Origin of the sequence: Rhodococcus sp. 1R11 (assembly GCF_004563845.1) — a bacterium.
Classification (GTDB): domain Bacteria; phylum Actinomycetota; class Actinomycetes; order Mycobacteriales; family Mycobacteriaceae; genus Rhodococcoides.
This window is the reverse complement of record NZ_SPNG01000007.1, coordinates 62,731-86,092: the sequence shown is the minus strand read 5'-3', so window position 1 is coordinate 86,092 and position 23,362 is coordinate 62,731. Positions and strand designations below refer to the sequence as shown.

The 23,362-nt window shown below is 65.2% G+C and carries 25 protein-coding genes and 4 tRNA genes; 8 read left to right on the top strand and 21 right to left on the bottom strand.

Features of this window, described 5'->3' with window-relative positions:
* Positions 1 to 10 precede the first annotated feature (10 nt).
* The 11 genes from E4P29_RS14195 to E4P29_RS14145 all read right to left on the bottom strand — a co-directional run bounded on the left by E4P29_RS14195 (position 11) and on the right by E4P29_RS14145 (position 10,690).
* Complete coding sequence (locus tag E4P29_RS14195; protein ID WP_135045889.1) at positions 11 to 568, bottom strand: adenine phosphoribosyltransferase; 558 nt, start codon at positions 566 to 568, stop codon at positions 11 to 13.
* The gene (locus E4P29_RS14190) at positions 565 to 2,268 is read right to left on the bottom strand and encodes an ABC transporter substrate-binding protein (RefSeq protein ID WP_135045595.1); all 1,704 of its coding nucleotides are present in this window, start codon (positions 2,266 to 2,268) and stop codon (positions 565 to 567) included. The genes E4P29_RS14195 and E4P29_RS14190 overlap by 4 nt, the downstream gene beginning before the upstream one ends.
* A gap of 20 nt (positions 2,269 to 2,288) precedes the next feature.
* Positions 2,289 to 3,470 (bottom strand): protein translocase subunit SecF, encoded by a 1,182-nt coding sequence (gene secF / locus E4P29_RS14185; protein WP_027496949.1) that lies wholly within the window; start codon positions 3,468 to 3,470, stop codon positions 2,289 to 2,291.
* Between the two features lies 1 nt (position 3,471).
* The gene (gene secD, locus E4P29_RS14180) at positions 3,472 to 5,259 is read right to left on the bottom strand and encodes a protein translocase subunit SecD (RefSeq protein WP_135045593.1); all 1,788 of its coding nucleotides are present in this window, start codon (positions 5,257 to 5,259) and stop codon (positions 3,472 to 3,474) included.
* Between the two features lie 160 nt (positions 5,260 to 5,419).
* The gene (gene yajC / locus E4P29_RS14175; protein WP_135045591.1) at positions 5,420 to 5,845 is read right to left on the bottom strand and encodes a preprotein translocase subunit YajC; all 426 of its coding nucleotides are present in this window, start codon (positions 5,843 to 5,845) and stop codon (positions 5,420 to 5,422) included.
* A gap of 138 nt (positions 5,846 to 5,983) precedes the next feature.
* Positions 5,984 to 7,012, bottom strand: a complete 1,029-nt coding sequence (ruvB, locus tag E4P29_RS14170) for a Holliday junction branch migration DNA helicase RuvB (protein ID WP_045841916.1) — start codon at positions 7,010 to 7,012, stop codon at positions 5,984 to 5,986.
* A gap of 54 nt (positions 7,013 to 7,066) precedes the next feature.
* Positions 7,067 to 7,672, bottom strand: coding sequence for a Holliday junction branch migration protein RuvA (ruvA, locus tag E4P29_RS14165; RefSeq protein WP_135045589.1), 606 nt, complete (start codon positions 7,670 to 7,672; stop codon positions 7,067 to 7,069).
* Positions 7,669 to 8,286 carry a crossover junction endodeoxyribonuclease RuvC gene (gene ruvC, locus E4P29_RS14160; protein WP_135045587.1) on the bottom strand — a complete coding sequence of 206 codons (618 nt, stop codon included), beginning with the start codon at positions 8,284 to 8,286 and terminating at the stop codon, positions 7,669 to 7,671. The genes ruvA and ruvC overlap by 4 nt, the downstream gene beginning before the upstream one ends.
* A 106-nt stretch (positions 8,287 to 8,392) precedes the next feature.
* Positions 8,393 to 9,151, bottom strand: coding sequence for a YebC/PmpR family DNA-binding transcriptional regulator (locus E4P29_RS14155; RefSeq protein WP_135045585.1), 759 nt, complete (start codon positions 9,149 to 9,151; stop codon positions 8,393 to 8,395).
* An 88-nt stretch (positions 9,152 to 9,239) separates the two neighbouring features.
* A complete protein-coding gene (gene pdxT / locus E4P29_RS14150; RefSeq protein WP_135045583.1) occupies positions 9,240 to 9,842 on the bottom strand; it encodes a pyridoxal 5'-phosphate synthase glutaminase subunit PdxT in 603 nt (200 codons plus the stop codon).
* Positions 9,839 to 10,690: an acyl-CoA thioesterase II gene (locus tag E4P29_RS14145; protein WP_135045581.1), complete on the bottom strand. Its 852-nt coding sequence runs from the start codon at positions 10,688 to 10,690 to the stop codon at positions 9,839 to 9,841. The genes pdxT and E4P29_RS14145 overlap by 4 nt, the downstream gene beginning before the upstream one ends.
* Positions 10,691 to 10,730: 40 nt before the next feature.
* Here E4P29_RS14145 and E4P29_RS14140 point away from each other — a divergent pair, with 40 nt between their 5' ends.
* Entirely contained in the window at positions 10,731 to 11,384 is a 654-nt protein-coding gene (locus tag E4P29_RS14140; protein WP_245154327.1) for a hypothetical protein, read from the top strand.
* A 22-nt stretch (positions 11,385 to 11,406) separates the two neighbouring features.
* On the opposite strand, the gene pdxS is transcribed toward E4P29_RS14140, so the two are convergent.
* From pdxS to E4P29_RS14095, 9 genes are all read right to left on the bottom strand, one after another.
* Positions 11,407 to 12,282, bottom strand: a complete 876-nt coding sequence (pdxS, locus tag E4P29_RS14135) for a pyridoxal 5'-phosphate synthase lyase subunit PdxS (RefSeq protein ID WP_094652899.1) — start codon at positions 12,280 to 12,282, stop codon at positions 11,407 to 11,409.
* A 239-nt stretch (positions 12,283 to 12,521) separates the two neighbouring features.
* Positions 12,522 to 13,547, bottom strand: a complete 1,026-nt coding sequence (locus E4P29_RS14130) for an NUDIX domain-containing protein (protein WP_032365079.1) — start codon at positions 13,545 to 13,547, stop codon at positions 12,522 to 12,524.
* Complete coding sequence (locus E4P29_RS14125) at positions 13,547 to 14,671, bottom strand: glycosyltransferase family 4 protein (protein WP_135045579.1); 1,125 nt, start codon at positions 14,669 to 14,671, stop codon at positions 13,547 to 13,549. Before E4P29_RS14125 ends, E4P29_RS14130 begins: the two co-directional genes overlap by 1 nt.
* A complete protein-coding gene (locus tag E4P29_RS14120) occupies positions 14,668 to 15,573 on the bottom strand; it encodes a phosphatidylinositol mannoside acyltransferase (RefSeq protein WP_135045577.1) in 906 nt (301 codons plus the stop codon). Before E4P29_RS14120 ends, E4P29_RS14125 begins: the two co-directional genes overlap by 4 nt.
* The gene (gene pgsA, locus E4P29_RS14115) at positions 15,570 to 16,253 is read right to left on the bottom strand and encodes a phosphatidylinositol phosphate synthase (RefSeq protein WP_135045575.1); all 684 of its coding nucleotides are present in this window, start codon (positions 16,251 to 16,253) and stop codon (positions 15,570 to 15,572) included. Before pgsA ends, E4P29_RS14120 begins: the two co-directional genes overlap by 4 nt.
* Positions 16,254 to 16,278: 25 nt before the next feature.
* Positions 16,279 to 16,833 (bottom strand): HIT domain-containing protein, encoded by a 555-nt coding sequence (locus E4P29_RS14110; RefSeq protein ID WP_135045573.1) that lies wholly within the window; start codon positions 16,831 to 16,833, stop codon positions 16,279 to 16,281.
* Between the two features lies 1 nt (position 16,834).
* Positions 16,835 to 18,895, bottom strand: a complete 2,061-nt coding sequence (gene thrS, locus E4P29_RS14105) for a threonine--tRNA ligase (RefSeq protein ID WP_135045885.1) — start codon at positions 18,893 to 18,895, stop codon at positions 16,835 to 16,837.
* 101 nt (positions 18,896 to 18,996) lie between these two features.
* Positions 18,997 to 19,389, bottom strand: coding sequence for a TIGR02611 family protein (locus E4P29_RS14100; RefSeq protein WP_135045883.1), 393 nt, complete (start codon positions 19,387 to 19,389; stop codon positions 18,997 to 18,999).
* Between the two features lie 147 nt (positions 19,390 to 19,536).
* Positions 19,537 to 19,608: transfer RNA gene (locus tag E4P29_RS14095), tRNA-Val, on the bottom strand.
* Between the two features lie 264 nt (positions 19,609 to 19,872).
* Between E4P29_RS14095 and E4P29_RS14090 the strand changes: the two genes are divergently transcribed.
* From E4P29_RS14090 to E4P29_RS14060, 7 genes are all read left to right on the top strand, one after another.
* A tRNA-Gly gene (locus E4P29_RS14090) sits at positions 19,873 to 19,944 on the top strand.
* A gap of 17 nt (positions 19,945 to 19,961) precedes the next feature.
* Positions 19,962 to 20,032: transfer RNA gene (locus E4P29_RS14085), tRNA-Cys, on the top strand.
* A 38-nt stretch (positions 20,033 to 20,070) separates the two neighbouring features.
* Positions 20,071 to 20,145: transfer RNA gene (locus tag E4P29_RS14080), tRNA-Val, on the top strand.
* Between the two features lie 127 nt (positions 20,146 to 20,272).
* Entirely contained in the window at positions 20,273 to 20,629 is a 357-nt protein-coding gene (locus tag E4P29_RS14075) for a hypothetical protein (RefSeq protein ID WP_135045572.1), read from the top strand.
* Complete coding sequence (locus E4P29_RS14070; RefSeq protein ID WP_135045570.1) at positions 20,622 to 21,329, top strand: alpha/beta family hydrolase; 708 nt, start codon at positions 20,622 to 20,624, stop codon at positions 21,327 to 21,329. The genes E4P29_RS14075 and E4P29_RS14070 overlap by 8 nt, the downstream gene beginning before the upstream one ends.
* A gap of 17 nt (positions 21,330 to 21,346) precedes the next feature.
* The gene (locus E4P29_RS26360; protein WP_245154326.1) at positions 21,347 to 21,799 is read left to right on the top strand and encodes a hypothetical protein; all 453 of its coding nucleotides are present in this window, start codon (positions 21,347 to 21,349) and stop codon (positions 21,797 to 21,799) included.
* The gene (locus E4P29_RS14060) at positions 21,796 to 22,323 is read left to right on the top strand and encodes a GNAT family N-acetyltransferase (RefSeq protein ID WP_245154325.1); all 528 of its coding nucleotides are present in this window, start codon (positions 21,796 to 21,798) and stop codon (positions 22,321 to 22,323) included. Before E4P29_RS26360 ends, E4P29_RS14060 begins: the two co-directional genes overlap by 4 nt.
* 21 nt (positions 22,324 to 22,344) lie before the next feature.
* On the opposite strand, the gene zapE is transcribed toward E4P29_RS14060, so the two are convergent.
* Positions 22,345 to 23,358 (bottom strand): cell division protein ZapE, encoded by a 1,014-nt coding sequence (gene zapE, locus E4P29_RS14055; RefSeq protein WP_135045566.1) that lies wholly within the window; start codon positions 23,356 to 23,358, stop codon positions 22,345 to 22,347.
* Positions 23,359 to 23,362: the final 4 nt, after the last annotated feature.

Genomic DNA, 23,362 nt, shown 5'->3' with positions numbered 1-23,362 from the left:
ACTTTAGTCCTCAGACTCGAACCAGGCAGGCGAGCGGGTAGTCACTGCACTTGTCGCGGCCGTCGAGCGCGTCGATTTCCAGCACCACGGTCGCTCCGACCACCACCGCGCCCTGCTCGGCCAACAGTCGAGCCGTGGCATCGACGGTACCGCCGGTAGCGAGGACATCGTCGACCACCAGCACCCGTCGACCGGTCAGCTCGATGGAGGTCGGAATCTGCAGTTCGGCGGTTCCGTATTCGAGATCGTAGGTTCGTGAGTGCACGGGCGGCGGCAGTTTGCCCGCCTTGCGTACTGCGAGCACCCCGCACCCGAGCTCGAGGGCTACGCCCGCCCCGAGCAGAAACCCTCGGGCATCGATTCCGGCCACGAGATCGACGTTCTCGAAACCCTCCGCCAGTGCCGTGACGACACTGCGCAGCGCGGGCCCCTCGGCGAATACAGGGGTCAGGTCGCCGAACCGCACTCCGGCCACAGGAAAGTCGTCGACCCACCGCGTCAGCCGATGCACGGCCGACACGGCATCACCGCGCACCCCGCCGTCCGGGGTCACCGTCGCGTCGCTCATCTCAGAAGTACCCACCGATCCATGTTCCAGCCGGCACCGGCCGCCGTGGGGTTGGCCACGACGTCCTGCATACCGTCGCTGACGACGGTGGTGCGCGGCTCGCTGTACAGCGGAAGCGACGGCATGTCGTTCCACAGAATGTTCTCGCCTTCGGTCGCCAACGCCAGCACGCGCTCGGGATCGTCGATCACCGCCAGCTGGTCGACGATCGAGTCGATCCGCCCGTTGCTGTACCCGCCCACGTTGAGGCCGACACCGGTTCGCAACGAGTACCGTGCGACGACGGACGACGCCGAGCCGGTCGGCCCTGGCAGTGAGCCCGCGCCGCCGAGAACGGCGTCCACTGCTCCGGCACGCAGCGCGGACGGCGTGAACTCCGGCGAGCTCGCGTCCTCGACGGTGATTCCCGCCGCCGCACAATCGGTCGCCATTCGGCTGACCAGCTGGGCGCGGCGGGCGTCCGGTGCGAGGTAGCCGACGCGTACGGTCAGCGCACTGTTACCCGACGCGGCCAGTTCCTTGCCCGCGCGGTCCCGGTCCGACCGCTGGTACCGGTCTCCGACCGTCGCAGCCACCGAGGGGTACACCAGTGTGTCCGGTTGCATCAGCCGAGAATCGACGATCCCGGAGCCGGGCCCGGCCGGCGGTGCCTCGAAGCCAGGGTGCCCGAGTGTGTCGAACAGGTCCGTTCGCGGGATGCATGCGGCCACGGCCCGGCGAGCACTCGCCTCCGCCAGCGCGCCCTGGGTCGCGAACGTCAGCTGCTCGACGCCTCGCGACGGTTCGGTGACGGTCTCGAACCCCTCTGTCGAACCCAGATCGATCGCGCCGGCACCCTGGTCGATCACGTCCAGAGATCCATCGGCAATCTTGGCCGGGACGCCTGTGCCCTTGGGCCAGATCACGACTCTCTGCGTCTCGGGCGGAATGCCCCACCAGGCATCGTTCGCGACCAGAACCAACCCGTCCTCGGCGGTGTACGAGTCGACGCGGTACGGACCTGCCGACGGCAACAGCGACGTGTCGACAGAACCGGGCGTCAACGTCCACCCGGTGTTCCAGAAGTCGGCGATCCGAGAGACGACACCGTCATCACCGGCCACGATGGGATCGACGACGTTCGGTACCCCGGCCGCGCGCGCAGCCACGTGTGCGGGCAACAGATCGGTGGCGCCGAACAGAGCTCGCCAGTTCTGGTAGCTGCGGCCCGGTGCGAAGACGACGGTGGCGTCCTTGGACCCGGGGACGCAGTCGATGCTCGCGATGTCGGAGTATCCCGCCGTCGACGCCGCGTCGAACAGGGGACGGTCGGTGGCGAACCGTCCGCTGTTGGCGGCCCACGCCAACACCAGGTCGTCGCACGCCATCGGTGCGCCGTCGGAATACTTCGCCGCGGGCGCGATCGTGTACTGCAGCGTCAGCACGTCACCGGGCACCACCGCGACGGTACCGATGTCGTTGTCCGACAGTGCATCACCGTCCGGTCCGAGGTAGCTGAACCCGACCTGAACTCGGGTGAATGCCTGGCGTGCTCCCGACGCGGCCCCGTCGACGGTTCTGGCGTTGTAGTTGTTCACCACGTTGTCGAACGAGTACCCGATGGAAGGCACCTTGTCCTCCGAGGCCGAACATGCGGTGAGCGACACTGCGGCCAGACCCGCTGCCAGCAGTGCCGCGCTCCACCTACGTTCCACGTGCACTCTCCATCTCTACGATCTCGCTATCGGCGCTTCTTGTTCCGCTTCCCAGTGGGGCGATTGCCGGGCTGCGGTGCCGACGCCTTGCTGACATCCACGCCGACGGCCACCGGTTCGGGTGCGAGACCGGCAGCGCGCGCCGCCGCGTCTGCGCGCTTGGAGTGAACCTTGCGAGTGTGGACCGCTACCGGGCCCCACTTCTCCTTCAGGGTCACCAACAGCGGCGTGGCGAAGAAGATCGACGAGTACGCACCGACGATCATGCCGACGAGCTGCACGAGAGCGAGGTCCTTCAGCGTTCCCACGCCCAACAGCCAGACCGCGACGATCATCAACGCGATGACCGGCAGGACACCGATCACGGTCGTGTTGATCGATCGCATCAGAGTCTGGTTGACAGCCAGGTTCGCCTGCTCCGCGTACGTCTTGCGATGCAGGTTCAGGATGCCGCGGGTGTTCTCCTCCACCTTGTCGAACACCACGACGGAGTCGTACAGCGAGAAACCAAGAATGGTCAGCAGACCGATCACCGTCGCGGGGGTCACCTCGAAGCCGACGAGTGAATAGACGCCTGCGGTGACGACGAGGTCGAAGCCCAGTGCGGCCAGGGCCGCCAGCGCCATGTCTCGTTCGTATCGGATGGCGATGTAGATGCTGACGATCACCAGGAACACCGCCAGGGCTATCAGAGCCTTCTGGGTGATCTGACTGCCCCATGTCTCACTGACGTCGGAGACGCTGATGGCATTGGGCGTTGCGGTGCCCGAGTTGTCCTGCGGCTGGAAGGACTGGAAGAGCGCCTGACGGAGTGTGTCGACTTCGGCTGGATCGAGCGCCTCGGAACGGATCTGCACCGTGGCCGCGGCACCCGAGCCGACCGTCTGGACCGACACCGGGGGCATGCCCAGCGAGTCGTTGTAGACGGTTTCGACCTGCTCGGTGGAGATGTTGTCCGCGGCGGGCAACGCGATGCGGGTGCCGCCCTCGAAGTCGATACCCAGCGTGAACCCACGCACGAGGAAGCTGAGCAGGCAGATCAGCACGATGACGCCGGTCAGCACGTAGTAGAACCTGCGGCGTCCGACGATCTCGAATGCCCCGGTGCCGGTGTAGAGGCGCGAGAGCCAACTGTGCCTGGGCTGGGTGGACTGGTCGACGCTCGAATCGTCGAGGGGCGATGGGGTCGAGGTGGCCGTATCGGACATGTCATGCCTCCTTCGACGGCGACGCGGCGCCGGTCTTGACGGCGACTGCCTTGTTGGCGGCGCGCTTTCGTTCGAGCGCGATCTGCTGGACCGCGCCGAGACCGTTGACGGACGGCTTGGACCAGAATTTCGACTTCGACGCCAGATTCACCAGCGGCCACGTCACCAGCACCACGACGATGACGTCGAGGATGGTCGTCAGTCCCAGCGTGAACGCGAAACCGCGCACCTGACCGACTGCCAGTACGTACAGAACGGCGGCTGCGATGAAACTGACTGCGTTGCCGGACAGGATGGTCTTGCGTGCGCGGGCCCAACCGCGGGGCACTGCGGAACGGAAGCTGCGCCCCTCGCGAATCTCGTCCTTGATGCGTTCGAAGAACACCACGAAGGAGTCGGCCGTCATACCGATACCGATGATCAGGCCTGCGATGCCGGCGAGGTCGAGGGTGAAGCTGATCCACCTGCCGAGCAGGATCAGGATGCCGTAGACGACGAGCCCGGCCAGCGCCAAGGACAGAGCCGTGAGCAGGCCGAGGGCTCGGTAGTACAGCAGGCAGTAGACCAGCACGAGGGCGAGGCCGATGGCACCGGCGATCAGGCCTGCTTCGAGCGACGCCAATCCCAGTGTGGCCGAGACCGTTTCGGCCTCGGAGGACACGAACGACAGCGGCAGCGAACCGTACTTGAGCGTGTTGGCCAACTCGGAAGCGGTCTGCGCGTTGAAGCTACCGGTGATCGACGTCGCGCTACCGGCCGGAGTGGCACCCTGAATGGTCGGCGCGCTGATCACCTTCGAGTCCAATACGAATGCGGCCTGCTTCTGCAGGTTCGCGGCCGTGAACTGCGCCCAGGTGTTCGATCCCTCGGAATCGAACGTCAGGCTCACCTGGAACTGAGCCTGCTGGTTGTCGAATCCCGACGTCGCGTCGGCGATCTGCTGGCCGTCGATGATCGTGGGACCGAGCAGGTACACAGCTGTTCCGTCGGTGGAGCAGGCGACGAGCGGGAGTGCGGGATCGTCGTTGCCGGCGAGCGGGTCCGCGGCGTTGCAGTCGAGCGACTGCATGGCGAGCTGTTGTATCTGCTGATCCTCGCTCTGCCGAAGCGCCTTCGCGTCGGCGATCTCCTGGGCTGCACGATCGGCGTCGGACAGCGACGCGTCGTCGGCGGGATCACTCGAGGTCGGGGCGTCCGTCGCGGGTGCGTCCGAGGCAGGAGCACCGGTTGTCGGAGCGGGGGTCGGGTCGACCGTCGTCGGATCCTGCGCCGGAAACACCCGACTCTGCGGAGCAGCTGGAGCAGCAGGATCGACGGCAGCCGCCGGATCCGCCGGTGCTGCGGGATCTGCCGGCGCAGCCGGGTCCGTCGGAGTCTGCGGAGAACCAGGCGTCGCCTGGCCTGCGGATGGTGCAACCGACCCCACCACAGGACGAATGAACAGTCGTGCGGTCTGTCCCAGAGTTCTCGCCTGAGAGCTGTCGTCACCGGGCACCGTGATGACGAGATTGTCGCCGTCGATGACCACCTCGGAACCGGACACGCCGAGACCGTTGACGCGGGTCTCGATGATCTGCTGCGCCTGCTTGAGGCTGTCCTGCGACGGCGCATTCCCGTCGGGAGTGCGTGCAGTCAGCGTCACTCGCGTGCCGCCCTGCAGGTCGATTCCCAACTTCGGCGAGGGGTCTTTGTCTCCGGTGAAGAAGACCAGGGCATACACAGCCGCCATCAGCACCGCGAAGACGGCGAGATAGCGGGCGGGATGCACCGATCCGCTGGAAGGTGCCACGGTGTGTGATTCTCCTCTGGGCGGTGGAAAAGTGTCTGTTCCTGTGGGCTCGTGCCTCGTTGTGTCAGCAGCGGGCGGTGCGATTGTGCACCACGACGGTCACCGCAGACGAAACCGCTGCCGGATTGTGTCTCCGACAGCGGTTCGGATCCTCGCTACGTCACTCTTTTTCGAGGCGCTTCGTCGACTGCTCGACGGTCTCGTCGGCGGGGGTGCCGACGTCCTTGGTCAGCGACGGCGCCGCCGCCTCGGTGGGTCCGACTGCGGCGGTGCCGGCGACGGGCACCGAATCGAACGTGTTCTCGTCGGACTCACTGTCGTCGAACTCGGTGGCGTCGGGCAGAACCTCACGCACGACCGCGCGTGACCACGTGGTGATGACGCCGTCGGCGATCTCGAGGTCGATCGTGTCGTCCTCGACGAGGACCACTCGTGCGTACAGGCCTGCGGTGGTGACGACCTCGTCGCCGACCTTCAGCGAGTCCTGCATCTCCGTGGTCTTGGCCAGCACCTTCTTCTGTCGGCGCGCGTTGAGAAACAGCGGTACCAGAAGGGCCACGATCAGCAGCGGAAACAGCAAATCCATCGGAAGGTCAGTCCTCGAAGTTCGGTTCGATAATCGTCATTGTCTCGTGCGAGAACGTCGCTGGTGCGGGCCTCGCAGCTACCCAGTGTGCCATCACCTGCGGCCCGCTCGGTCCGTTCGTCTCGTGTTGCGGCCGTTTCACTCGAATAATCCCTGCTGGACCTCGGCCGATCGAACCGAAATTCCCCCGACTGCGAGATCCGGCGGCGGGGTGAGACCGAGGTGATGCCAGGCGGCGGCGGTGGCGACGCGACCACGCGGAGTGCGGGCGATCATCCCGGCCCGCACCAGGAACGGCTCGCACACTTCCTCGACCGTCGAGGGCTCCTCGCCGACGGCGACAGCGAGAGTGGACACTCCCACCGGTCCCCCGCCGAAACTTCGGATCAGCGCGCTGAGTACGGCACGGTCGAGGCGATCCAGTCCGAGCTTGTCCACGTCGTAGACAACCAGCGCGGCCTTGGCGGTGTCCTGGGTCACGGTGCCGTCCCCGCGCACGTCGGCGTAGTCGCGAACTCGGCGCAGCAGCCGGTTCGCGATTCGGGGTGTACCACGCGAGCGTCCTGCGATCTCGGCGCAGCCGTCGCGGTCGATGGGGACACCCAGAATCCCGGCGGATCGCATCAGAATTCGCTCGAGTTCACTCGGCTCGTAGAAATCCATGTGAGCCACGAACCCGAAGCGGTCGCGCAGCGGTCCGGTGAGCGCGCCGGACCGGGTGGTCGCACCGACCAGAGTGAACGGGGCGACTTCCAAAGGAATGGACGTCGCTCCCGGCCCCTTACCGACGATCACGTCGACGCGGAAGTCCTCCATGGCCAAATACAGCATTTCCTCGGCCGGCCGGGCGATCCGATGAATCTCGTCGATGAACAGCACGTCACCCTCGACGAGGTTGCTCAGCATCGCGGCCAGATCGCCCGCACGCTCGAGGGCGGGCCCGGAAGTCAACCGCAGTGACGTGCCGAGCTCCGCGGCGATGATCATCGCCATGCTGGTCTTTCCCAGGCCGGGCGGACCCGACATCAGGATGTGATCGGGGGTGCCGCCGCGCATCTTCGCCCCCGAGAGCACCAGCTGCAGTTGCTCACGCACCCGAGGCTGACCGATGAAATCGGTGAGGTTCTTCGGACGCAGACTGGTCTCGATGTCGAGGTCGTCGGACATGGCCTCCGCCCCGACCTGAGATTCCCCGAACTCGTCGTCCTCGGTCACGCCGACCTACCTGGACTTACCGAGGTACGCCAACGCGGCCCGCAGTGCGGTGGACGTCGTGGCCTCGGGCTGCTGTGCAAGTACCGCGTCGGTGGCCTCCTCGGCCTGCTTCGCCGGGAATCCGAGACCGATCAGAGCTTCGACGATCTGATCGCGCATCGAGTTGCCGGACCCGGAACCTGGCACCACGGAACTGCCTGCGCGACCGACGACGGCGTCGACCTTGTCGCGCAGTTCGACCACCATCCTCTCGGCCCCGCGCTTTCCGATACCGGGAACTCTGGTGAGGGCCCCGATGTCGCTGTCCGCCAATGCTGTTCGCAGGGAATCGGGTTCGTGCACCGCAAGCGTGGCCATCGCAATTCGTGGCCCGACTCCGGAAACCGTGAGCAGCAGCTCGAACAGCTCACGTGATTCTTTGTCGGGAAACCCGTACAGCGTTTGCGAGTCCTCGCGGACGATCATGGTGGTGAGCAGAGTGGACTCGCTCCCCCGATGCAGCGTCGCCAACGTCGCCGGGGTGGCATTGACGCGATATCCGACACCGGCCGCCTCGAGTACAGCGTGATCGAGAGCGATGTCGACCACCGACCCGCGAATGGATGCGATCACCGTGCGCCCGCCTCCTTCTTGGCCAGTTTCTCGATTTTGCGCGCCACCGCGGCGCGAGCTTTGCGTTCCTCGGCCAGACGCGCGTCGTACTTACGCTTCTGTTCGGCGGCCATCGCCTCGGCTTTGGCCATCCGGGCGATCATCGGCGCGCGCCAGCAATGACAGATACCCAGAGCCAACGCATCTGCGGCATCAGCGGGAGTCGGCGCGGTCTGCAGCCCGAGAATGCGCATGACCATGGCGGTGACTTGCGCCTTGTCGGCCGAACCGTTGCCGGTGACGGCTGCCTTCACCTCGCTGGGAGTGTGGAAGCAGACGTCGACACCGCGACGGGCCGCAGCCAGTGCGATGACGCCGCCGGCCTGCGCGGTGCCCATGGCCGTCCGAACGTTGTGCTGCGCGAACACTCGCTCGATCGCCACCACCGACGGCTTGTGGGTATCGAGCCAGTATTCCGCTGCTTCGGATATCCGCAGCAGACGCTGCGCGAGATCCATGTCGGCAGGAGTACGGACCACATCCACGTCGAGTGCGACGACTGTGCGACCGACGCCTCCCTCGATCAAGCTGAGCCCACACCTGGTGAGACCGGGGTCGACACCCATCACCCGCACGCCACCACACCTTCCGCTTACGAACTGTTGTTCGATAGCGTAGCGGAGCGCACCGACGGATCAGGGCTACGACACCCGGTCGATCACTGTGAGCAAGCGGACCGGGTCAGTCCTCGTCGTCCAGTTCGGCCATGACCTCGTCCGACAGGTCGACGTTGGACCAGACGTTCTGCACGTCGTCGCTGTCTTCGAGGGCGTCGATCAGCTTGAAGACCTTGCGCGCTCCGTCTGCGTCCACCGGAACGTTGACCGAAGCCTGGAAGCTCGCCTCGGCCGAGTCGTAGTCGATACCGGCCTCCTGCAAGGCGGTGCGCACCGCGACCAGGTCGGTCGGCTCACTGACGACCTCGAACGTGTCGCCGTTGTCGTTGACTTCCTCGGCGCCGGCTTCGAGAACGGCCATCAGCACGTCGTCCTCGCTCTGACCGTTCTTCTCGAGGGTCACCACACCCTTGCGCGAGAACAGGTACGACACCGAACCCGGATCGGCCATGTTTCCGCCGTTGCGCGTCATCGCGACGCGAACCTCGCCTGCGGCGCGATTGCGGTTGTCGGTGAGGCACTCGATGAGGATGGCGACACCGTTGGGTCCGTAGCCCTCGTACATGATGGTCTGCCAATCGGCACCACCGGTCTCTTCGCCTGCACCACGCTTGCGCGCCCGCTCGATGTTGTCGATGGGCACCGACGTCTTCTTCGCCTTCTGAATGGCGTCGAAGAGCGTCGGGTTCCCGGTGGGGTCACCGCCACCCGTGCGGGCCGCCACCTCGATGTTCTTGATCAGCTTGGCGAAAGACTTGCCACGTCGGGCGTCGATCACCGCCTTCTTGTGCTTGGTGGTGGCCCATTTTGAGTGGCCGCTCATGCGATAGGGCCCCTTCCTGCTCGAAATCAGTGTTGTCGACTTTACTCGCCCGTGTCATCGCTCCGCCCCAACCGGCGATTACGGGTTTCTACGCGCTGCGCACCATGTCCACGAAGAGTCGGTGCACTCGATCGTCTCCGGTGACCTCGGGATGGAAGCTGGTGGCCAACACTCGGTTCTGCCGCACGGCAACCACGCGGCCCGCAGCAGGCCCGTTCGGGACGGTGGCCAGTACCTCGACGTCCGCACCGACACGTTCGACCCAGGGCGCGCGAATGAACACTGCGCGCATCGGTCCGCCCTCGATGTCGGTGAATTCGAGATCGGTTTCGAACGAGTCGACCTGTCGGCCGAAAGCGTTGCGGCGCACGGTGATATCGAGACCGTCGAGGTGTTCTGCGTCGGGCCGTGTGTCGAGAATGTCCGACGCCAGCAGAATCATTCCCGCGCACGATCCGTAAGCAGGCATGCCCTCGGCCAGGCGAGCCCGCAGTGGCCTGAGCAGATCGAAGACACCGAGCAGAGTGCTCATCGTCGTGGATTCGCCGCCGGGGATGATCAACCCGTCGATCCGGGCGAGTTCGTCCGGTCGACGCACGGTGATTCCGTGCGCACCGCTCGACTCCAGGGCGACCAGGTGTTCGCGAACATCGCCCTGCAGTGCGAGTACGCCGATCGTCGGGGCCGTCACTTCAACCCGAAGGGATCGACGTGCGGCTTCGAGGTGTCTCGCTCGTAGCGCATCAGTCCCTCTTGCACGACGGCAGCGACCATGCGGCCGGACGTGTCGAAGATCCGTCCCTGAGTCAAGGCGCGGCCGAAGCCGGCGGACGGCGAGGTCTGGTCGTAGAGCAACCACTCGTCGGCCCGGAACGGACGGAGAAACCACAGAGCGTGGTCGAGGGAGGCCGTTTGCGTGACGGCGTCCGGATGCGGCACCTTGGCCGACCCCAGCAACGTCATGTCGCTCATGTAGGCGAGCGCGCAGACGTGGAACACCTGATCGTCGGGCAGCGTGTCGCGGTACCTGAACCACACCCGTTGCTGCGCAGCGAAACTGGGATGCTTGACGGTCTGATCGTCGGGGATCAAACGGATGTCCCATTCGGACCACTCCTTGTAATAGGAGGTGTCGTACTCCGCGAGAGTGGTGGGATCGGGCAACGATTCCGGTCCGACGACCTCGGGCATGAGGTCCTGATGCGAGATCCCGTCGTCGTCGCCGTGGAAAGAGGCGGACATCGTGAAGATGGCCTTGCCCTGCTGAATTCCGGTCACTCGACGGGTGCAGAACGACCGCCCGTCCCGAATGCGATCGACCATGAACACGGCCGGCTCGTTCGGGTTACCCGGCCGAAGGAAGTAGCCGTGCAGCGAATGCACGCGGAACTCGGGTGCCACGGTGCGCACGGCTGCGACGAGCGCCTGGCCGGCAACCTGACCGCCGAAGGTGCGCGGCAGCCGGCTCGGGAACGTGCGTCCCCGATAGATGTCGTTCTCGATTCGTTCCAATTCGAGAATGTCCTCGATGCTGGCCATGGCTGTGTCCACCTTTCTGTGACAACGGCTCAGGCTAACAATGAGTGGACCAGGCAAGATGGTCGGTGTGGGCCAACCGATACCGATATTTCCCGATCTCCTGACGAGGTCGATCGTCGATGCGTGTCCCGTCGGGTCGCGAACGATCGTTGTCGTCGACGGTGCCGACGCCGCGAGGCCGGTCGAGTTCGCCACTCGCACAGCCGAACACGCCCGCGCACAGGGCAGGCCTGCCGACGTCGTCGACCTGCACGATTACGTCCGGCCCGCGTCCATCAGATTCGAGTATTCGCGAACGGACGAATTGAGCTACCGCACTGTGTGGTTCGACTACGATGCCGTGATCCGCGAGGTCATTGCGCCGCTGCGTCCCGGTGGCCGAGGTCACTATCTGCCGCGTCTGTGGGATGAGGCAACCGATCGATCCGCTCGCGCTCGTACCGTCGAGGCCGCGCCGAATCACATAGTCCTGATTGCCGGTCCGATGCTGCTGGGCCGAGGACTGGACGTCGATCTTCGAGTGCAGTTGCGGTTGTCGCACGGCGCGCTGCGGAGAAGAACGGAACCGGCCGAGCACTGGACCTTGCCGCCCTTGCTCGAGCACTACGACTCGATCGACGACTACGCCGAGCGGCCGGACTTCGCGGTCCGTTGGGACCATCCGGACCGCCCGGCACTGGAACGCAGTCAGTAGCTACGCAACCGGAAGAGGACGGTCACCAACCGCGCTCGGCGAGCCGGTGTGCGACGGGCAGGTCGTCGACGTTGATGCCGACCATCGCCTCGCCGAGTCCACGGGAAACCTTGGCGAGGACATCCGGATCGTCGAAGAAGGTAGTGGCCTTGACGATTGCCTCGGCACGTTCTTTCGGGTTGCCGGACTTGAAGATCCCCGATCCGACGAACACTCCCTCGGCACCGAGTTGCATCATCATCGCCGCATCGGCCGGGGTGGCGATGCCGCCGGCGGTGAACAACGTGACGGGCAGCTTTCCGGCACGGGCGATCTCGACGACGAGATCGTACGGAGCCTGCAGTTCCTTCGCCGCGACGTACAGCTCGTCTTCGGGAAGTGATGTGAGACGGCGAATCTCGTCGCGAATCTTGCGCATGTGGGTCGTCGCGTTCGAGACGTCGCCGGTGCCGGCCTCACCCTTGGAGCGAATCATGGCTGCGCCCTCGGTGATTCGACGCAGTGCTTCACCCAGGTTGGTGGCACCACACACGAACGGAACGGTGAAATTCCACTTGTCGATGTGATTGGCGTAGTCGGCCGGGGTGAGGACCTCGGACTCGTCGATGTAGTCGACACCCAGGCTCTGCAGGATCTGCGCCTCGACGAAGTGCCCGATGCGGGCCTTGGCCATCACCGGAATGCTGACCGAGGAGATGATGCTGTCGATCATGTCCGGATCGCTCATCCGCGACACCCCGCCCTGCGCGCGGATGTCGGCGGGAACGCGCTCGAGCGCCATGACGGCAACGGCACCGGCATCCTCGGCGATCTTCGCCTGGTCTGCGGTGACCACGTCCATGATGACGCCGCCCTTGAGCATCTCGGCCATACCGCGCTTGACGCGAGCGGTGCCGATTCCGTTCTCGTTGGACCCGCCGTCAGCGGATCCAGTGGAAGCAGCGGGCGAATTGGGGGCGTGTGGGGTACTCAAGCCAACTCCTGTGTTCTCGGCAGTCCGGATCTTCGCGCAGAGCCGCGGCCCTGCCCGCGAAGGGGCGGGCCGGCGCGGCGACGCGCCCAGAACTGTAGGCCGCTACCGCGTCGTTTCCCATAACCACTTGAAGATTGCTGGACTGGTCGGAAAGGTCCAGATTGTCAGCGGATAGCCCTGACGTCCGGGTCGCCGCGTCGCGCGAGCGCTACGTTGACCTCGTCGAGAAGTTCGGCCAAGTCCTGCGGGTACACGTTTTCGCCGACCGCACTCAGCGCCCGGATATCTGCCTCGGTACACCAGCGATGCCCGGTGACGGTTCGTCGCTCGAAGTCCGTGAACCCGGCACTCTCGGGCTCGAACTCCTGCGTCCGATGCGCGAAGAACAGTTCCTCGGACCGGATCAACGTTCCGTTGAACGGGAAGGTCGCGACTCGACGCCACAGCGGTCCGCGCAGGTCGGACGCGTCGACGGTCAGGCCGGTCTCCTCGTGCACTTCGCGTACCGCTGCCTCGCGAAGGGACTCCCCCTTCTCCACCGCACCTCCGATGGTGAACCAGAAGAACGTCTCGGGCACCGTGGGGTCGTGTCCACGCAGGAGCAGGACACGGCCACGCTCGTCGAGCAACACCACCCGCGCGGAGGTACGCGGCGTGGCACGAGTCTCGCTGCCGAACGTTGCCGCGGCCGAGCGCTCCGCGATCTCGAAGTACGACGGCAGGGCCGCGGTGCCGCCGAGATGCAGCCAACGGACCGGACGGCGAACCCGCAGAGCGAGGGTGTCTCGGACGGCGTCGTTGTGGAAGCGTCGCGCGATCAACACGCGTGCTTCGGCGTCGGCGAGTTCGGCGACCAATTGTGGTGGCAGCGCGGCCGGTTCGACGACGGCGAGTGCCATGGACACCGCGTTCTCTGCTTCCTCCCGCTGCGACCGGTCGGCGCGTTCGGCTCGATCTGCCAGTGCAGCAAGCTCTTTGCTCGACGACACCGAGCCCCGGGTGGCGGCCGACACGGCTCGCGCGACGACGGCTCGGCGCGCGAGTGCGGCATCGAGGGCCTGCCAGGCGAGGTCGGTGCGAACATGGAGCCGATCGAGTCGGTTGGCGGTTCCGTAGGCCCACAGCCCGACGACGAGGATCAGAACCGCGATCAGTCCGAGGACCAGGATGGTGACGGCAGACAGTGTCATCAGCTCGCGGCTCGCACTTTCTGTCCGCCGAGGGTGACCGTCTCGTACACGCGCAGGATCTGCTCGGCGACGACAGGCCAGTCGTACGTGGACACGGCCGCCGAGGCGGCGTCGACGAGACGCTCGCGGACGGCGTCGTCGGACAGAATGGAGGTGACCGCTGCCGCGAGTGCCGCGGAATCGTCGATCGGAACCAGCAGGCCACATGCGCCGTCGCGTAGGACCCGACGGAACGCGTCCAGTTCGCTTGCCACCACGGGGGTTCCGGCTGCCATCGCCTCCACCAGAACGATGCCGAAGCTTTCGCCGCCGAGGTTGGGGGCGCAATACACGTCGGCGCTACGCATCGCGGAAGCCTTCGTCGCGTCGTCCACCTGGCCGAGGAAGGTCAGATGCGAGGCCAGCGCACCTGCTTCCTTGCGAAGCTTGTCCTCGTCGCCCCTGCCGACGATGAGAATCTCGATGTCGGGGTGAGATTCGACGAGGGCAGGTAGCGCGCCCAGCAACACGGCCATTCCCTTGCGCGGTTCGTCGAAGCGGCCCAGGAACAGCACCGTCCGGCCCGGACGCGGATAGCCGTCGAGCACGTCCGCGTCGGCGAACGCCGGCACGTAGACACCGTTGGGAATTTCGACCGCATCGGACCCGAGCGCCTCGACCTGCCATCGCCGCGCCAACTCGGACACGGCGATCCGGCCGCTGATCTTCTCGTGATACGGCCGCAGCACGCCCTGGAAGGTGCTGAGCACGAGAGACTTGGTGGTGGATGTGTGGAACGTGGCCACGATGGGACCGTCCGCGGCCTTGAGAGCGAGCATCGACAGACTGGGCGCATTGGGCTCGTGAATGTGCAGCACGTCGAAGTCGTTCTCCGAGATCCACTTTCGGATTCGTGAGTACGTCACGGGACCGAATCGCAGCCGGGCGACCGAACCGTTGTACGGAATGGCCAGCGCCTCTCCGGCCGACACCACGAAATCGGGGAGCTCGACGCCCTCCGAGGCGGGGGCCAGCACGCTGACCCGGTGACCACGCTCGATGAAGACCTCGGCCAACTGCTGGACGTGGGCCTGCACTCCGCCCGGCACGTCGAACGAGTAAGGGCACACCATGCCGATTCTCATGTGCCCTCGATTCGGGCCCGGCGCTCTGCCGACCAGTCGCTCATCCACAGCGGCTGCAGCATGTGCCAATCTGCGGGATGAGCGCGGATTCCGGCGGCGAAATGATCCGCAACCGTCTGAGTTGCAGCGGCTACTCCCTGTGAGACGTCCACCGCGGGCGAGATGTCGAATCCCCAACCGTCGCCGTCGAAGTACCCGTGCACGGGGAGCAGCGTGGCACCGGTGTCGATGGCGAGCTTGGCCGCACCCGCCGGCATTCGTGTCGGTTCCCCGAAGAAGGTCACCGGTACTCCGTGCTTGGCCAGGTCTCGTTCGCCGAGCAGGCAGACCACCTTGTTCTGGCGCAGTCTCTCGGACAACGCCTGCAGGGGCGGTTGCTCGCCGCCGCTGAGCGGAAAGATCTCGAATCCCAGGCTCTCGCGATACGCCACGAAGCGTTGGTACAGCGACTCGGGCTTCAGCCTCTCTGCCACGGTCGACAGGCCACCGTGCGTCCGTACCAACCACATTCCGGCCATGTCCCAGTTGCCGCTGTGCGGTAGTGCGAGCACCACGCCCTTGCCGGCACCGAGCGCCGCTTCGAGATGTTCCTTGCCGTACACGCACCGATCGATGACGGCGGCCTGAGCGGCCAGGTCCATCGACGGCAGCCGGAATGCCTCACGCCAGTACCGGGCGTAGGAGCGAACACTGTCTCGGATCAGCTCGTCCGGCACCTGCTCCGCCGTGGTCCCCAGCACGCGAGCAAGGTTGCGGCGGAGCTGCTCCGGGCCGCCGTTACGGTACGCCGCGAAGTCGGCACCACGATCGAACAGTCGACGGGCGACACCCTCGGGTAACGACCGGACCAGACGCCACCCCGCGGCGTACCCGGCGTCGGACGCGCGTTCCGACAGATTCATGTCGGCTCCACACCACCGTCGTCGGAGACCGAGGAAGCCGGCGGCACGATGATGTCGCGGGCACCCTCGGATCCGCGGACTGCGAGCACGCGTTGAAACACCGTCACGATGCTGAGCGCGGCAAGAATCCACATTGCCGGATAGATGAGACTGTCCAGCCACGGAATGTCGAAATGTCTTCCGACACCGGTGAACCCCGCTCCGACAAGAACGATGACGAGGCGGTCGGGTCGTTCGATCCAACCACCGTCGGCGGACAGGCCACTGGCCTCGGCGCGGGCTTTGGCGTACGAGATGACCTGCGAGGTGACCAGGCAGACGAGAGTGGCAACGAGCAGCAGCTTGTCGTTCTCGGAGTACACGGCCCACCAGGCCAAGCCGCCGAAGATCGCGCCGTCCGCCACGCGGTCGCACGTCGCGTCGAGAACCGCACCGTACTTGGTGCCTCCTCCGCGCGCGCGAGCCATCGCGCCGTCGAGCATGTCGAACAGAACGAACAGGGTGATGACGATCGAGCCCCACCACAGGTAGCCGGCAGGAAACATCGTCACCGCAGCGGCCACGGTGACGATGGTGCCGATGATGGTCACCGAGTCCGGAGTCAGGCCGGTGCTGTTGAGCGCGCGGCCCAACGGCGCCGTCAACTTCGAGACCGGCGCACGGCCGAAGATGCTCAGCACGCCGCACGCTCCCCTTGCCGGTGGTTCATTCGTTCCAGGCCGAGGCAAGCAGGGCCCGAGTATCGCGGAGCAGTTGCGGCATCACCTTGGCACCGCCGATCACCGTGATGAAGTTGGCGTCACCACCCCACCGCGGCACGATGTGCTGGTGCAGGTGCTCGGCCAGCGAACCGCCTGCAGCCGCCCCGAGATTGAGGCCGACATTGAAACCGTGCGGGCTCGACACCCGCTTGATCACGCGAATCATCTTCTGCGTGAACGCCATCAGCTCCGAGCTCTCGGCGGGGGTGAGATCCTCGAGCGCAGCGACACGGCGGTAGGGCACGATCATCGTGTGGCCGGGGTTGTACGGGTACAAATTGAGCACGGCGTACACCGATTCGCCTCGTGCGACGACCAGTCCGTCCTCGTCCGTCATCTTCGGGATGTCGGAGAACGGCTCGGTAGACTTCGCCGAACCCGGCGCCGAACCCTGTGGGGCCTCGGCGATGTAGGACATCCGATGCGGAGTCCACAATCGCTGTAGCCGATCCGGCTCACCGGCACCGGTGGCGACGATCGACTCGTCGTGTTCTTCCATGTCAGCTCACTCCGGCGGTACTGGTCTGCACGAGTTCGGCGGTCGGTGATGCGTTGTTGCGCGCGGCGATCCACTCGGCGATCACGGTCACGGCCTCCGCAACCGGCACCCCGTTGACCTGAGTGCCGTCCCGGAATCGGAAGCTGACGGCGCCTGCTTCGACGTCGCGCTCGCCGGCCAGCAGCATGAACGGGACCTTCTGGGCTGTCTGATTGAAGATCTTCTTCTGCATCCGGTCGTCGCTCGCGTCGACCTCGGCCCTGATGCCGCGCTTCTTCAGCTCCTTCACGACCGCGAAGAGGTGGTCCTGATGCACCTCGGCCACCGGAATTCCGACGACCTGCACCGGCGCGAGCCAGGCCGGGAAAGCACCGGCGTAATGCTCGGTGAGCACACCGAAGAACCGCTCGATGGATCCGAACAAGGCACGGTGAATCATCACCGGGCGTTCCTTGGTACCACCGGAACCGGTGTACTCGAGCTCGAAGCGCTCGGGCAGGTTGAAGTCGAGCTGAATGGTCGACATCTGCCAGGTGCGGCCGAGCGCATCCTTCGCCTGCACAGAGATCTTGGGACCGTAGAACGCGGCGCCGCCCGGGTCGGGCACCAGATCGAGACCCGACGCCGCCGCGACCTCGGCAAGGGTGTTGGTCGCCTCTTCCCAGACCTCGTCGCTGCCAACGGACTTCTCCGGGTTGCGAGTCGACAGTTCGAGGTAGAAGTCGTCGAGTCCGTAGTCCTTGAGCAGCCCGAGAACGAATTCCAGGGTGCTGGTGAGCTCGCCGCGCATCTGTTCGCGAGTGCAGAAGATGTGCGCGTCGTCCTGGGTCATGCCGCGCACTCGGGTCAGACCGTGGATGACGCCGGACTTCTCGTAGCGGTACACCGAGCCGAACTCGAACAGGCGTAGCGGCAGTTCACGGTACGAGCGACCTCGGGAGCGGAAGATCAGATTGTGCATCGGGCAGTTCATCGGCTTGAGGTAGTAGTCCTGGCCGGGCTTGCGCACGTCGCCGTTCTCGTCGAGTTCGGCGTCCAGGTGCATCGCCGGGAACATGCCGTCCCGATACCAATCGAGGTGGCCGGAGACCTCGTACAGGTGGCCCTTGGTGATGTGCGGGGTGTTGACGAACTCGTAGCCCTCTTCGATGTGGCGCTGGCGCGAATAGTTCTCGAGTTCGTTGCGGATCACGCCGCCCTTGGGGTGGAACACCGGAAGACCGGAACCCAGTTCGTCGGGAAAGCTGAACAGGTCCAACTCGGAACCGAGCTTGCGGTGATCACGACGCTCGGCTTCGGCGAGCAACTCGAGATGCGCATCGAGCGCCTCGGTGGACTCCCAGGCGGTGCCGTAGATGCGTTGCAGATCGGCGTTGTCCTGGTTGCCGCGCCAGTACGCAGCCGAGCTGCGGGTGAGCTTGAACGCGGGAACGTACTTGGTGGTGGGGATGTGCGGACCGCGGCACAGATCGCCCCAGATCCGTTCACCGGTACGGGGATTGAGGTTGTCGTACGCGGTGAGCTCTCCCCCACCGACCTCCATGACCTCGGGATCGTCGATCCCGGACTTGTCGTCGATCAGTTCCAGCTTGTAGGGCTCGTTCGCCAACTCTTCACGGGCCTGTTCCACCGATTCGTACACCCGACGCGAGAAGCGCTGCCCGGCCTTGACGATCTGCTTCATCTTCTTCTCGAGCGCAGTCAGGTCCTCGGGAGTGAACGGCTGCTTCACGTCGAAGTCGTAGTAGAAGCCGTCCTTGATGAACGGGCCGATACCCAGCTTGGCATCGGGGAAGAGTTCCTGAACGGCTTGAGCAAGGACGTGCGCGGCCGAATGCCTGATGACGCTTCGCCCGTCTTCGGTGTTGGCCGGCACGGGCTCGACCTCGGTATCGGAGTCGGGAGCCCACGACAAGTCACGGAGCTTGCCCTCCGGATCTCGCACGACCACGATCGCGTCGGGACCCTTGTTCGGCAGGCCGGTGTCGCGCAGCGCCGTACCTGCGGTCGTTCCTGCCTGCACCGAGATGCGGGCGGGCGAGACGGCGGCGACAACGGGCATGCTCACAGCGATGTACTCCTCGATCGGTTCATCTGGCCAGGAAGGCCTCCGACAGCCTATCGGCAACGGGCCACCGCGCCGCCCTCAGCGCGGCGCGTACGTCACAAGGGACTCTCGAGCCAGGTCCAGTCGAGGCCGAACCAACCTCCGACCAGCGCGAAAGTGCCCAGAAGCCACAGTGTTGCGAGCACGACGACCGTCGTGAACAACACGCCGAGTCCCTTGACGACGATCGACTGCTTCGAGAACCAGGCCATGAACGCGTCGTACCTCTTGCGGACGAAGCGCAGCGCCCTCTTGGCCCACTCGAACTCCGAGGCCAGGATGCCCAGCCCTGCGAACACGATCAGCCAGCCGGGCCCGGGATAGGGAATGGCCAGCACACCCAACGCCAACACCACGGTTCCGACCACACCGACGGTGATCCGGTAGGCGAGGTCGAGCGACTTGTTCTCGGCGATGCGAGACCGAAACCGTCGATGCTTCTTTGCCAGCTGTTCTGCCGGACCACCCGAGTCCGCTGTGCTGGTCTTGCCGTCCGCCTCGCGGGACGTGGATCCGTCGGTGCTCACCGGGTCAGATTACCGGGACGGAACACGAAAAAGCCCGCACCGACAAGCGGCGCGGGCTTTCTGCGTCTGTGGTCCCGGCTGGGATCGAACCAGCGACCTTCCGCGTGTGAAGCGGACGCTCTTCCACTGAGCCACGGGACCGAACGAGGCAAAACATTAACACGAGGTGTCGCAACGGATCGAATCGCCTGCTCCGACTCGTTCATGTCGCATTCGACGCCTGTGTCGAGCGCAGACCTCGCTCCCCCGGACCCGCCCGACCCCATCTTTCACACGGTTCACAGCCGCCAGAGACCCGAATTCTGGGGCTGACCACGAGATTTGTGAGTTTCACTCCCGTTGGGTTAATGTTTTCCCCGCACCACGGAGACAGCAACTGCCCAGCAGTGATCGCCTCCGGGGTATGCGGATGTGGCGCAGTGGTAGCGCATCACCTTGCCAAGGTGAGGGTCGCGGGTTCGAATCCCGTCATCCGCTCGAGGGTCTCGACCCATGGTGGAGTGGCCGAGTGGTGAGGCAACGGCCTGCAAAGCCGTGCACACGGGTTCGATTCCCGTCTCCACCTCGCTAGTGCATCGGTTGTGAAGGCCGTTGCGAGGACATGCGCGATTAGCTCAGCGGGAGAGCGCTTCCCTGACACGGAAGAGGTCACTGGTTCAATCCCAGTATCGCGCACCACAGTCAGACAAAAAGGACCCCCTTTCGAGGGGGTCCTTTTTTGTGTCTTGCCCAGTCTCGGTGGTGATTCACGCCATAGAAGTGCACAGTGGAGACGACGCACACACTTCGATGGAAGGACACTCACGTGTCGGACGATGCTCGCAGCGCACCCACGGACGAAACACCCACCGACGCGGCCTCCAGCGACGGTGCCGGCGACACCGAAACCACCGGTAATACGACCGACAGCGAAGAGCCTCAGGTCGACGACGCCACACTCGAGGAAGCAAAGAAATCGGTCGAGGGACTCGACGACCGATACCGACCCGGCGCTCGGCCCACTGTCGCTCTTCCGGGAACCAACGGCACCGTCGCGGGTACCGCCTTCGCCGACATGGTGGACGGCGACGGGGAACTCGTCGACGCCGACGATCAGAACAACCGCAACGAGGTAGACCAGCCGAGTGACTCCGACAAGGTAGCCTCCTCGACCGATGGCTGAACACGACGTTCCCGACGCCCCCGCCGACATCGAACTCGGCGGGGGCGTCGCGTTTCTTCACACGCCGCCGATCCCGACGCGCGGAGGCCTTGCTCTCACTCACGGTGCGGGCGGCAACTGCGGTTCGGTGCTCCTACAGAACATTGCGTCGGTCTGGGCCACGGCCGGATTCACGGTGTTGCGGTTCGACCTCCCGTTCCGAGTCCGCAAGGCCAAGGGTCCTCCGCATCCCTCCCGTTCCGAGGAGGACCGGATGGGGATCGCCGCGGCCATCGATCGACTGCGTGCGGAAACCGACGGGTTCGTCGTCTTCGGTGGGCATTCGTACGGCGGCAGGCAGGGATCGATGATCGCGTCGGAGCAGCCGGGACTAGTGGACGGTCTCGTGCTGACGTCCTATCCCCTGCACCCACCGGGAAAGCCCGACAAGCTTCGAACCCACCATCTGCCCGACTTACGTACCCCCACTGTCGTGCTGCACGGCACCAAGGATCCGTTCGCTACCACCGAAGAACTCGAGGCGGCGTTCGCTCTGGTTCCCGCTCCCACACTGCTGATCGACATCGACGGCGCAGGCCACGATCTCGCACCGGTGAAGTACGACGCGGCGCAGCGGACTCTCGATGCTGCTGTCTCACTGTTCGAATCGCCGCCCGCCGATCGGTCGGGCGTCGTCCCGCTCTTCGACCCGTCACGCTGAAGTGGTGTACTGACGTTATGCCGACCTGGGGATGGTTCATCGTTGCGCTGGTCCTCGTCGATACCGCGGTGCTCGCGGCCTGGTTCCTCGCGCGTCGGAAGCCGGACAGATCGCGTGCCACGTCCCAGAGCCTGAAGCTGGTAGGACTGGACGACGGTGCACGAGCAGAAATTCATCAATTGTTGGCCGCCAACAAGAAGATTCAGGCCATCAAGGTCTTCCGTGATCGGACCGGTGCCGGATTGCTCGATGCCAAGAACGCAATCGAGACGATGCAACGTGGAGCACCGTTCCCTCCACCGTCGACCATTCTCGATGCAGCGAGTTCGGGTCCCGTGCGATGGGACGACCTTCTCCCCCGGCTGACGGCACTCAAATCCGAAGGCAAAGCGATTGCGGCGATCAAACTGCTGCGCGATCGAACCGGCCTGCCGTTGCGGGACGCCAAGAACGCCGTCGATCAGCTGTGACCGTCCGTGAGGCGGACTTGTCGGATGCACAGCGAGTCGCCGACCTGGCCGCACTGACCTTCCCGTTGGCCTGCCCGCCGGGAACGCAACCCGGCGATATCGAGAACTTCATCTCGAACGTGTTGTCGGCCGATCACTTCGAGACTTACATCGTCGACCCGCACAGGACCGTTCTGGTCGACGAATCGGCCGAGGCACAGGTTCTCGGATACGCGATGCTGGTGTTCGGCACTCCCGCAGACTCCGGCATTCGCTCGGCGCTGTCCCACGAGCCGACGGTAGAGATCAGCAAGCTGTACGTACGACCCACCGAACACGGCGGCGGAGTCGCAGCACGCCTGATGACGTCGGCGCTGGACAGTGCGCGTCGGCACGGCTGCCGAGGGGCGTGGCTGGGCGTCAACCAACAGAACGTCCGCGCCCAGAAGTTCTACGCCAAGCACGGATTCGAGATTGCCGGCACCAAGACGTTCGTCGTCGGCGACCGGACCCACGACGACTACGTCATGCAGGTGCAGCTCTGAGCCTGCCGCGACCGAAGCAGGTCAGCCGACGGCAGCGAAACGAGACAGCGCGAGCAGACGGGACGTCGCACGGAGGTACTTCTTCCGGTAACCACCCGCGAGCATCTCCTCGGTGAAGATCTCGTCGAGCTTGCCACCTGAGGCCGTCACCGGGATGCCCGCGTCGTACAGGCGGTCGGCGAGGACGACCAGTCGCAAAGCGATTGCCTGATCGGAGGCCGGGTGCACGTTCTTCAGGAACACCGCGGGAATTCCGTCCAGCAATTTGCCGTAGCGCGACGGGTGCAGCGTGCTCAGGTGCGCCAGCAGGTCGTCGAAGTCGTCCAGGGTCGCGCCCTCGATACCGTCGGCACGCTCGATGAGCTCGGCCTCCGACGTCGGCTCCGGGGCCGGCGGCAGATCGCGGTGCCGGTAATCGGGACCGTCGACGCGGACGGACTCGAAGATCGAACCGAGCTTCTTGATCTCCCGTAGGAAGTCCTCGGCCGCGAAGCGGCCTTCGCCGAGCTGGCCGGGCAGGGTGTTCGACGTCGCGACGATGGACACCCCACGCTGCGACAGCTCGGACAGCAGTCGCGAGACCAACATCGTGTCGCCCGGATCGTCGAGCTCGAACTCGTCGATGCACAGAACACTGTGGTTCGAGAGCTCTTCGAGAGCCTTGTTGAAGCCCAATGCACCGACGACGTGCGTCAACTCCACGAACGTGCCGAACGCCTTCGGTTCGGGGACGCTGTGATAGATCGAGGCCAGCAAGTGGGTCTTACCGACGCCGAAGCCGCCGTCGAGGTAGAGCCCCGCACCGGTGGCCTGGGTCTTCTTACCGAACAATCCGCGCTTGCCCTTGCCGCGAATCTTCTGCACCTTGTTCGCGAATTCCTCGGCTTTCGCGACCGCAGCGGCCTGCGTCGGCTCCTTGGGATCGGGAATGTACGAGGAGAAGCTGACGTCGTCGAACATCGCCGGCGGAACCATCTGCGCGATCAGCTGATCGGAGGGGACCACGGGATTTCGGTCGACAAGGCGTGCGGGCATTGAT

Coding starts and splice junctions, on each gene's coding strand:
- E4P29_RS14195 (WP_135045889.1), bottom strand. CDS start 568: ATGAGCGACGCGACGGTGACCCCGGACGGCGGGGTGCGCGGTGATGCC.
- secF (WP_027496949.1), bottom strand. CDS start 3,470: ATGTCCGATACGGCCACCTCGACCCCATCGCCCCTCGACGATTCGAGC.
- yajC (WP_135045591.1), bottom strand. CDS start 5,845: ATGGATTTGCTGTTTCCGCTGCTGATCGTGGCCCTTCTGGTACCGCTG.
- ruvB (WP_045841916.1), bottom strand. CDS start 7,012: ATGTCCGACGACCTCGACATCGAGACCAGTCTGCGTCCGAAGAACCTC.
- E4P29_RS14155 (WP_135045585.1), bottom strand. CDS start 9,151: ATGAGCGGCCACTCAAAATGGGCCACCACCAAGCACAAGAAGGCGGTG.
- E4P29_RS14145 (WP_135045581.1), bottom strand. CDS start 10,690: ATGGCCAGCATCGAGGACATTCTCGAATTGGAACGAATCGAGAACGAC.
- E4P29_RS14140 (WP_245154327.1), top strand. CDS start 10,731: ATGAGTGGACCAGGCAAGATGGTCGGTGTGGGCCAACCGATACCGATA.
- E4P29_RS14130 (WP_032365079.1), bottom strand. CDS start 13,547: ATGACACTGTCTGCCGTCACCATCCTGGTCCTCGGACTGATCGCGGTT.
- E4P29_RS14125 (WP_135045579.1), bottom strand. CDS start 14,671: ATGAGAATCGGCATGGTGTGCCCTTACTCGTTCGACGTGCCGGGCGGA.
- E4P29_RS14120 (WP_135045577.1), bottom strand. CDS start 15,573: ATGAATCTGTCGGAACGCGCGTCCGACGCCGGGTACGCCGCGGGGTGG.
- E4P29_RS14110 (WP_135045573.1), bottom strand. CDS start 16,833: ATGGAAGAACACGACGAGTCGATCGTCGCCACCGGTGCCGGTGAGCCG.
- thrS (WP_135045885.1), bottom strand. CDS start 18,895: ATGCCCGTTGTCGCCGCCGTCTCGCCCGCCCGCATCTCGGTGCAGGCA.
- E4P29_RS14070 (WP_135045570.1), top strand. CDS start 20,622: ATGGCTGAACACGACGTTCCCGACGCCCCCGCCGACATCGAACTCGGC.
- E4P29_RS26360 (WP_245154326.1), top strand. CDS start 21,347: ATGCCGACCTGGGGATGGTTCATCGTTGCGCTGGTCCTCGTCGATACC.
- zapE (WP_135045566.1), bottom strand. CDS start 23,358: ATGCCCGCACGCCTTGTCGACCGAAATCCCGTGGTCCCCTCCGATCAG.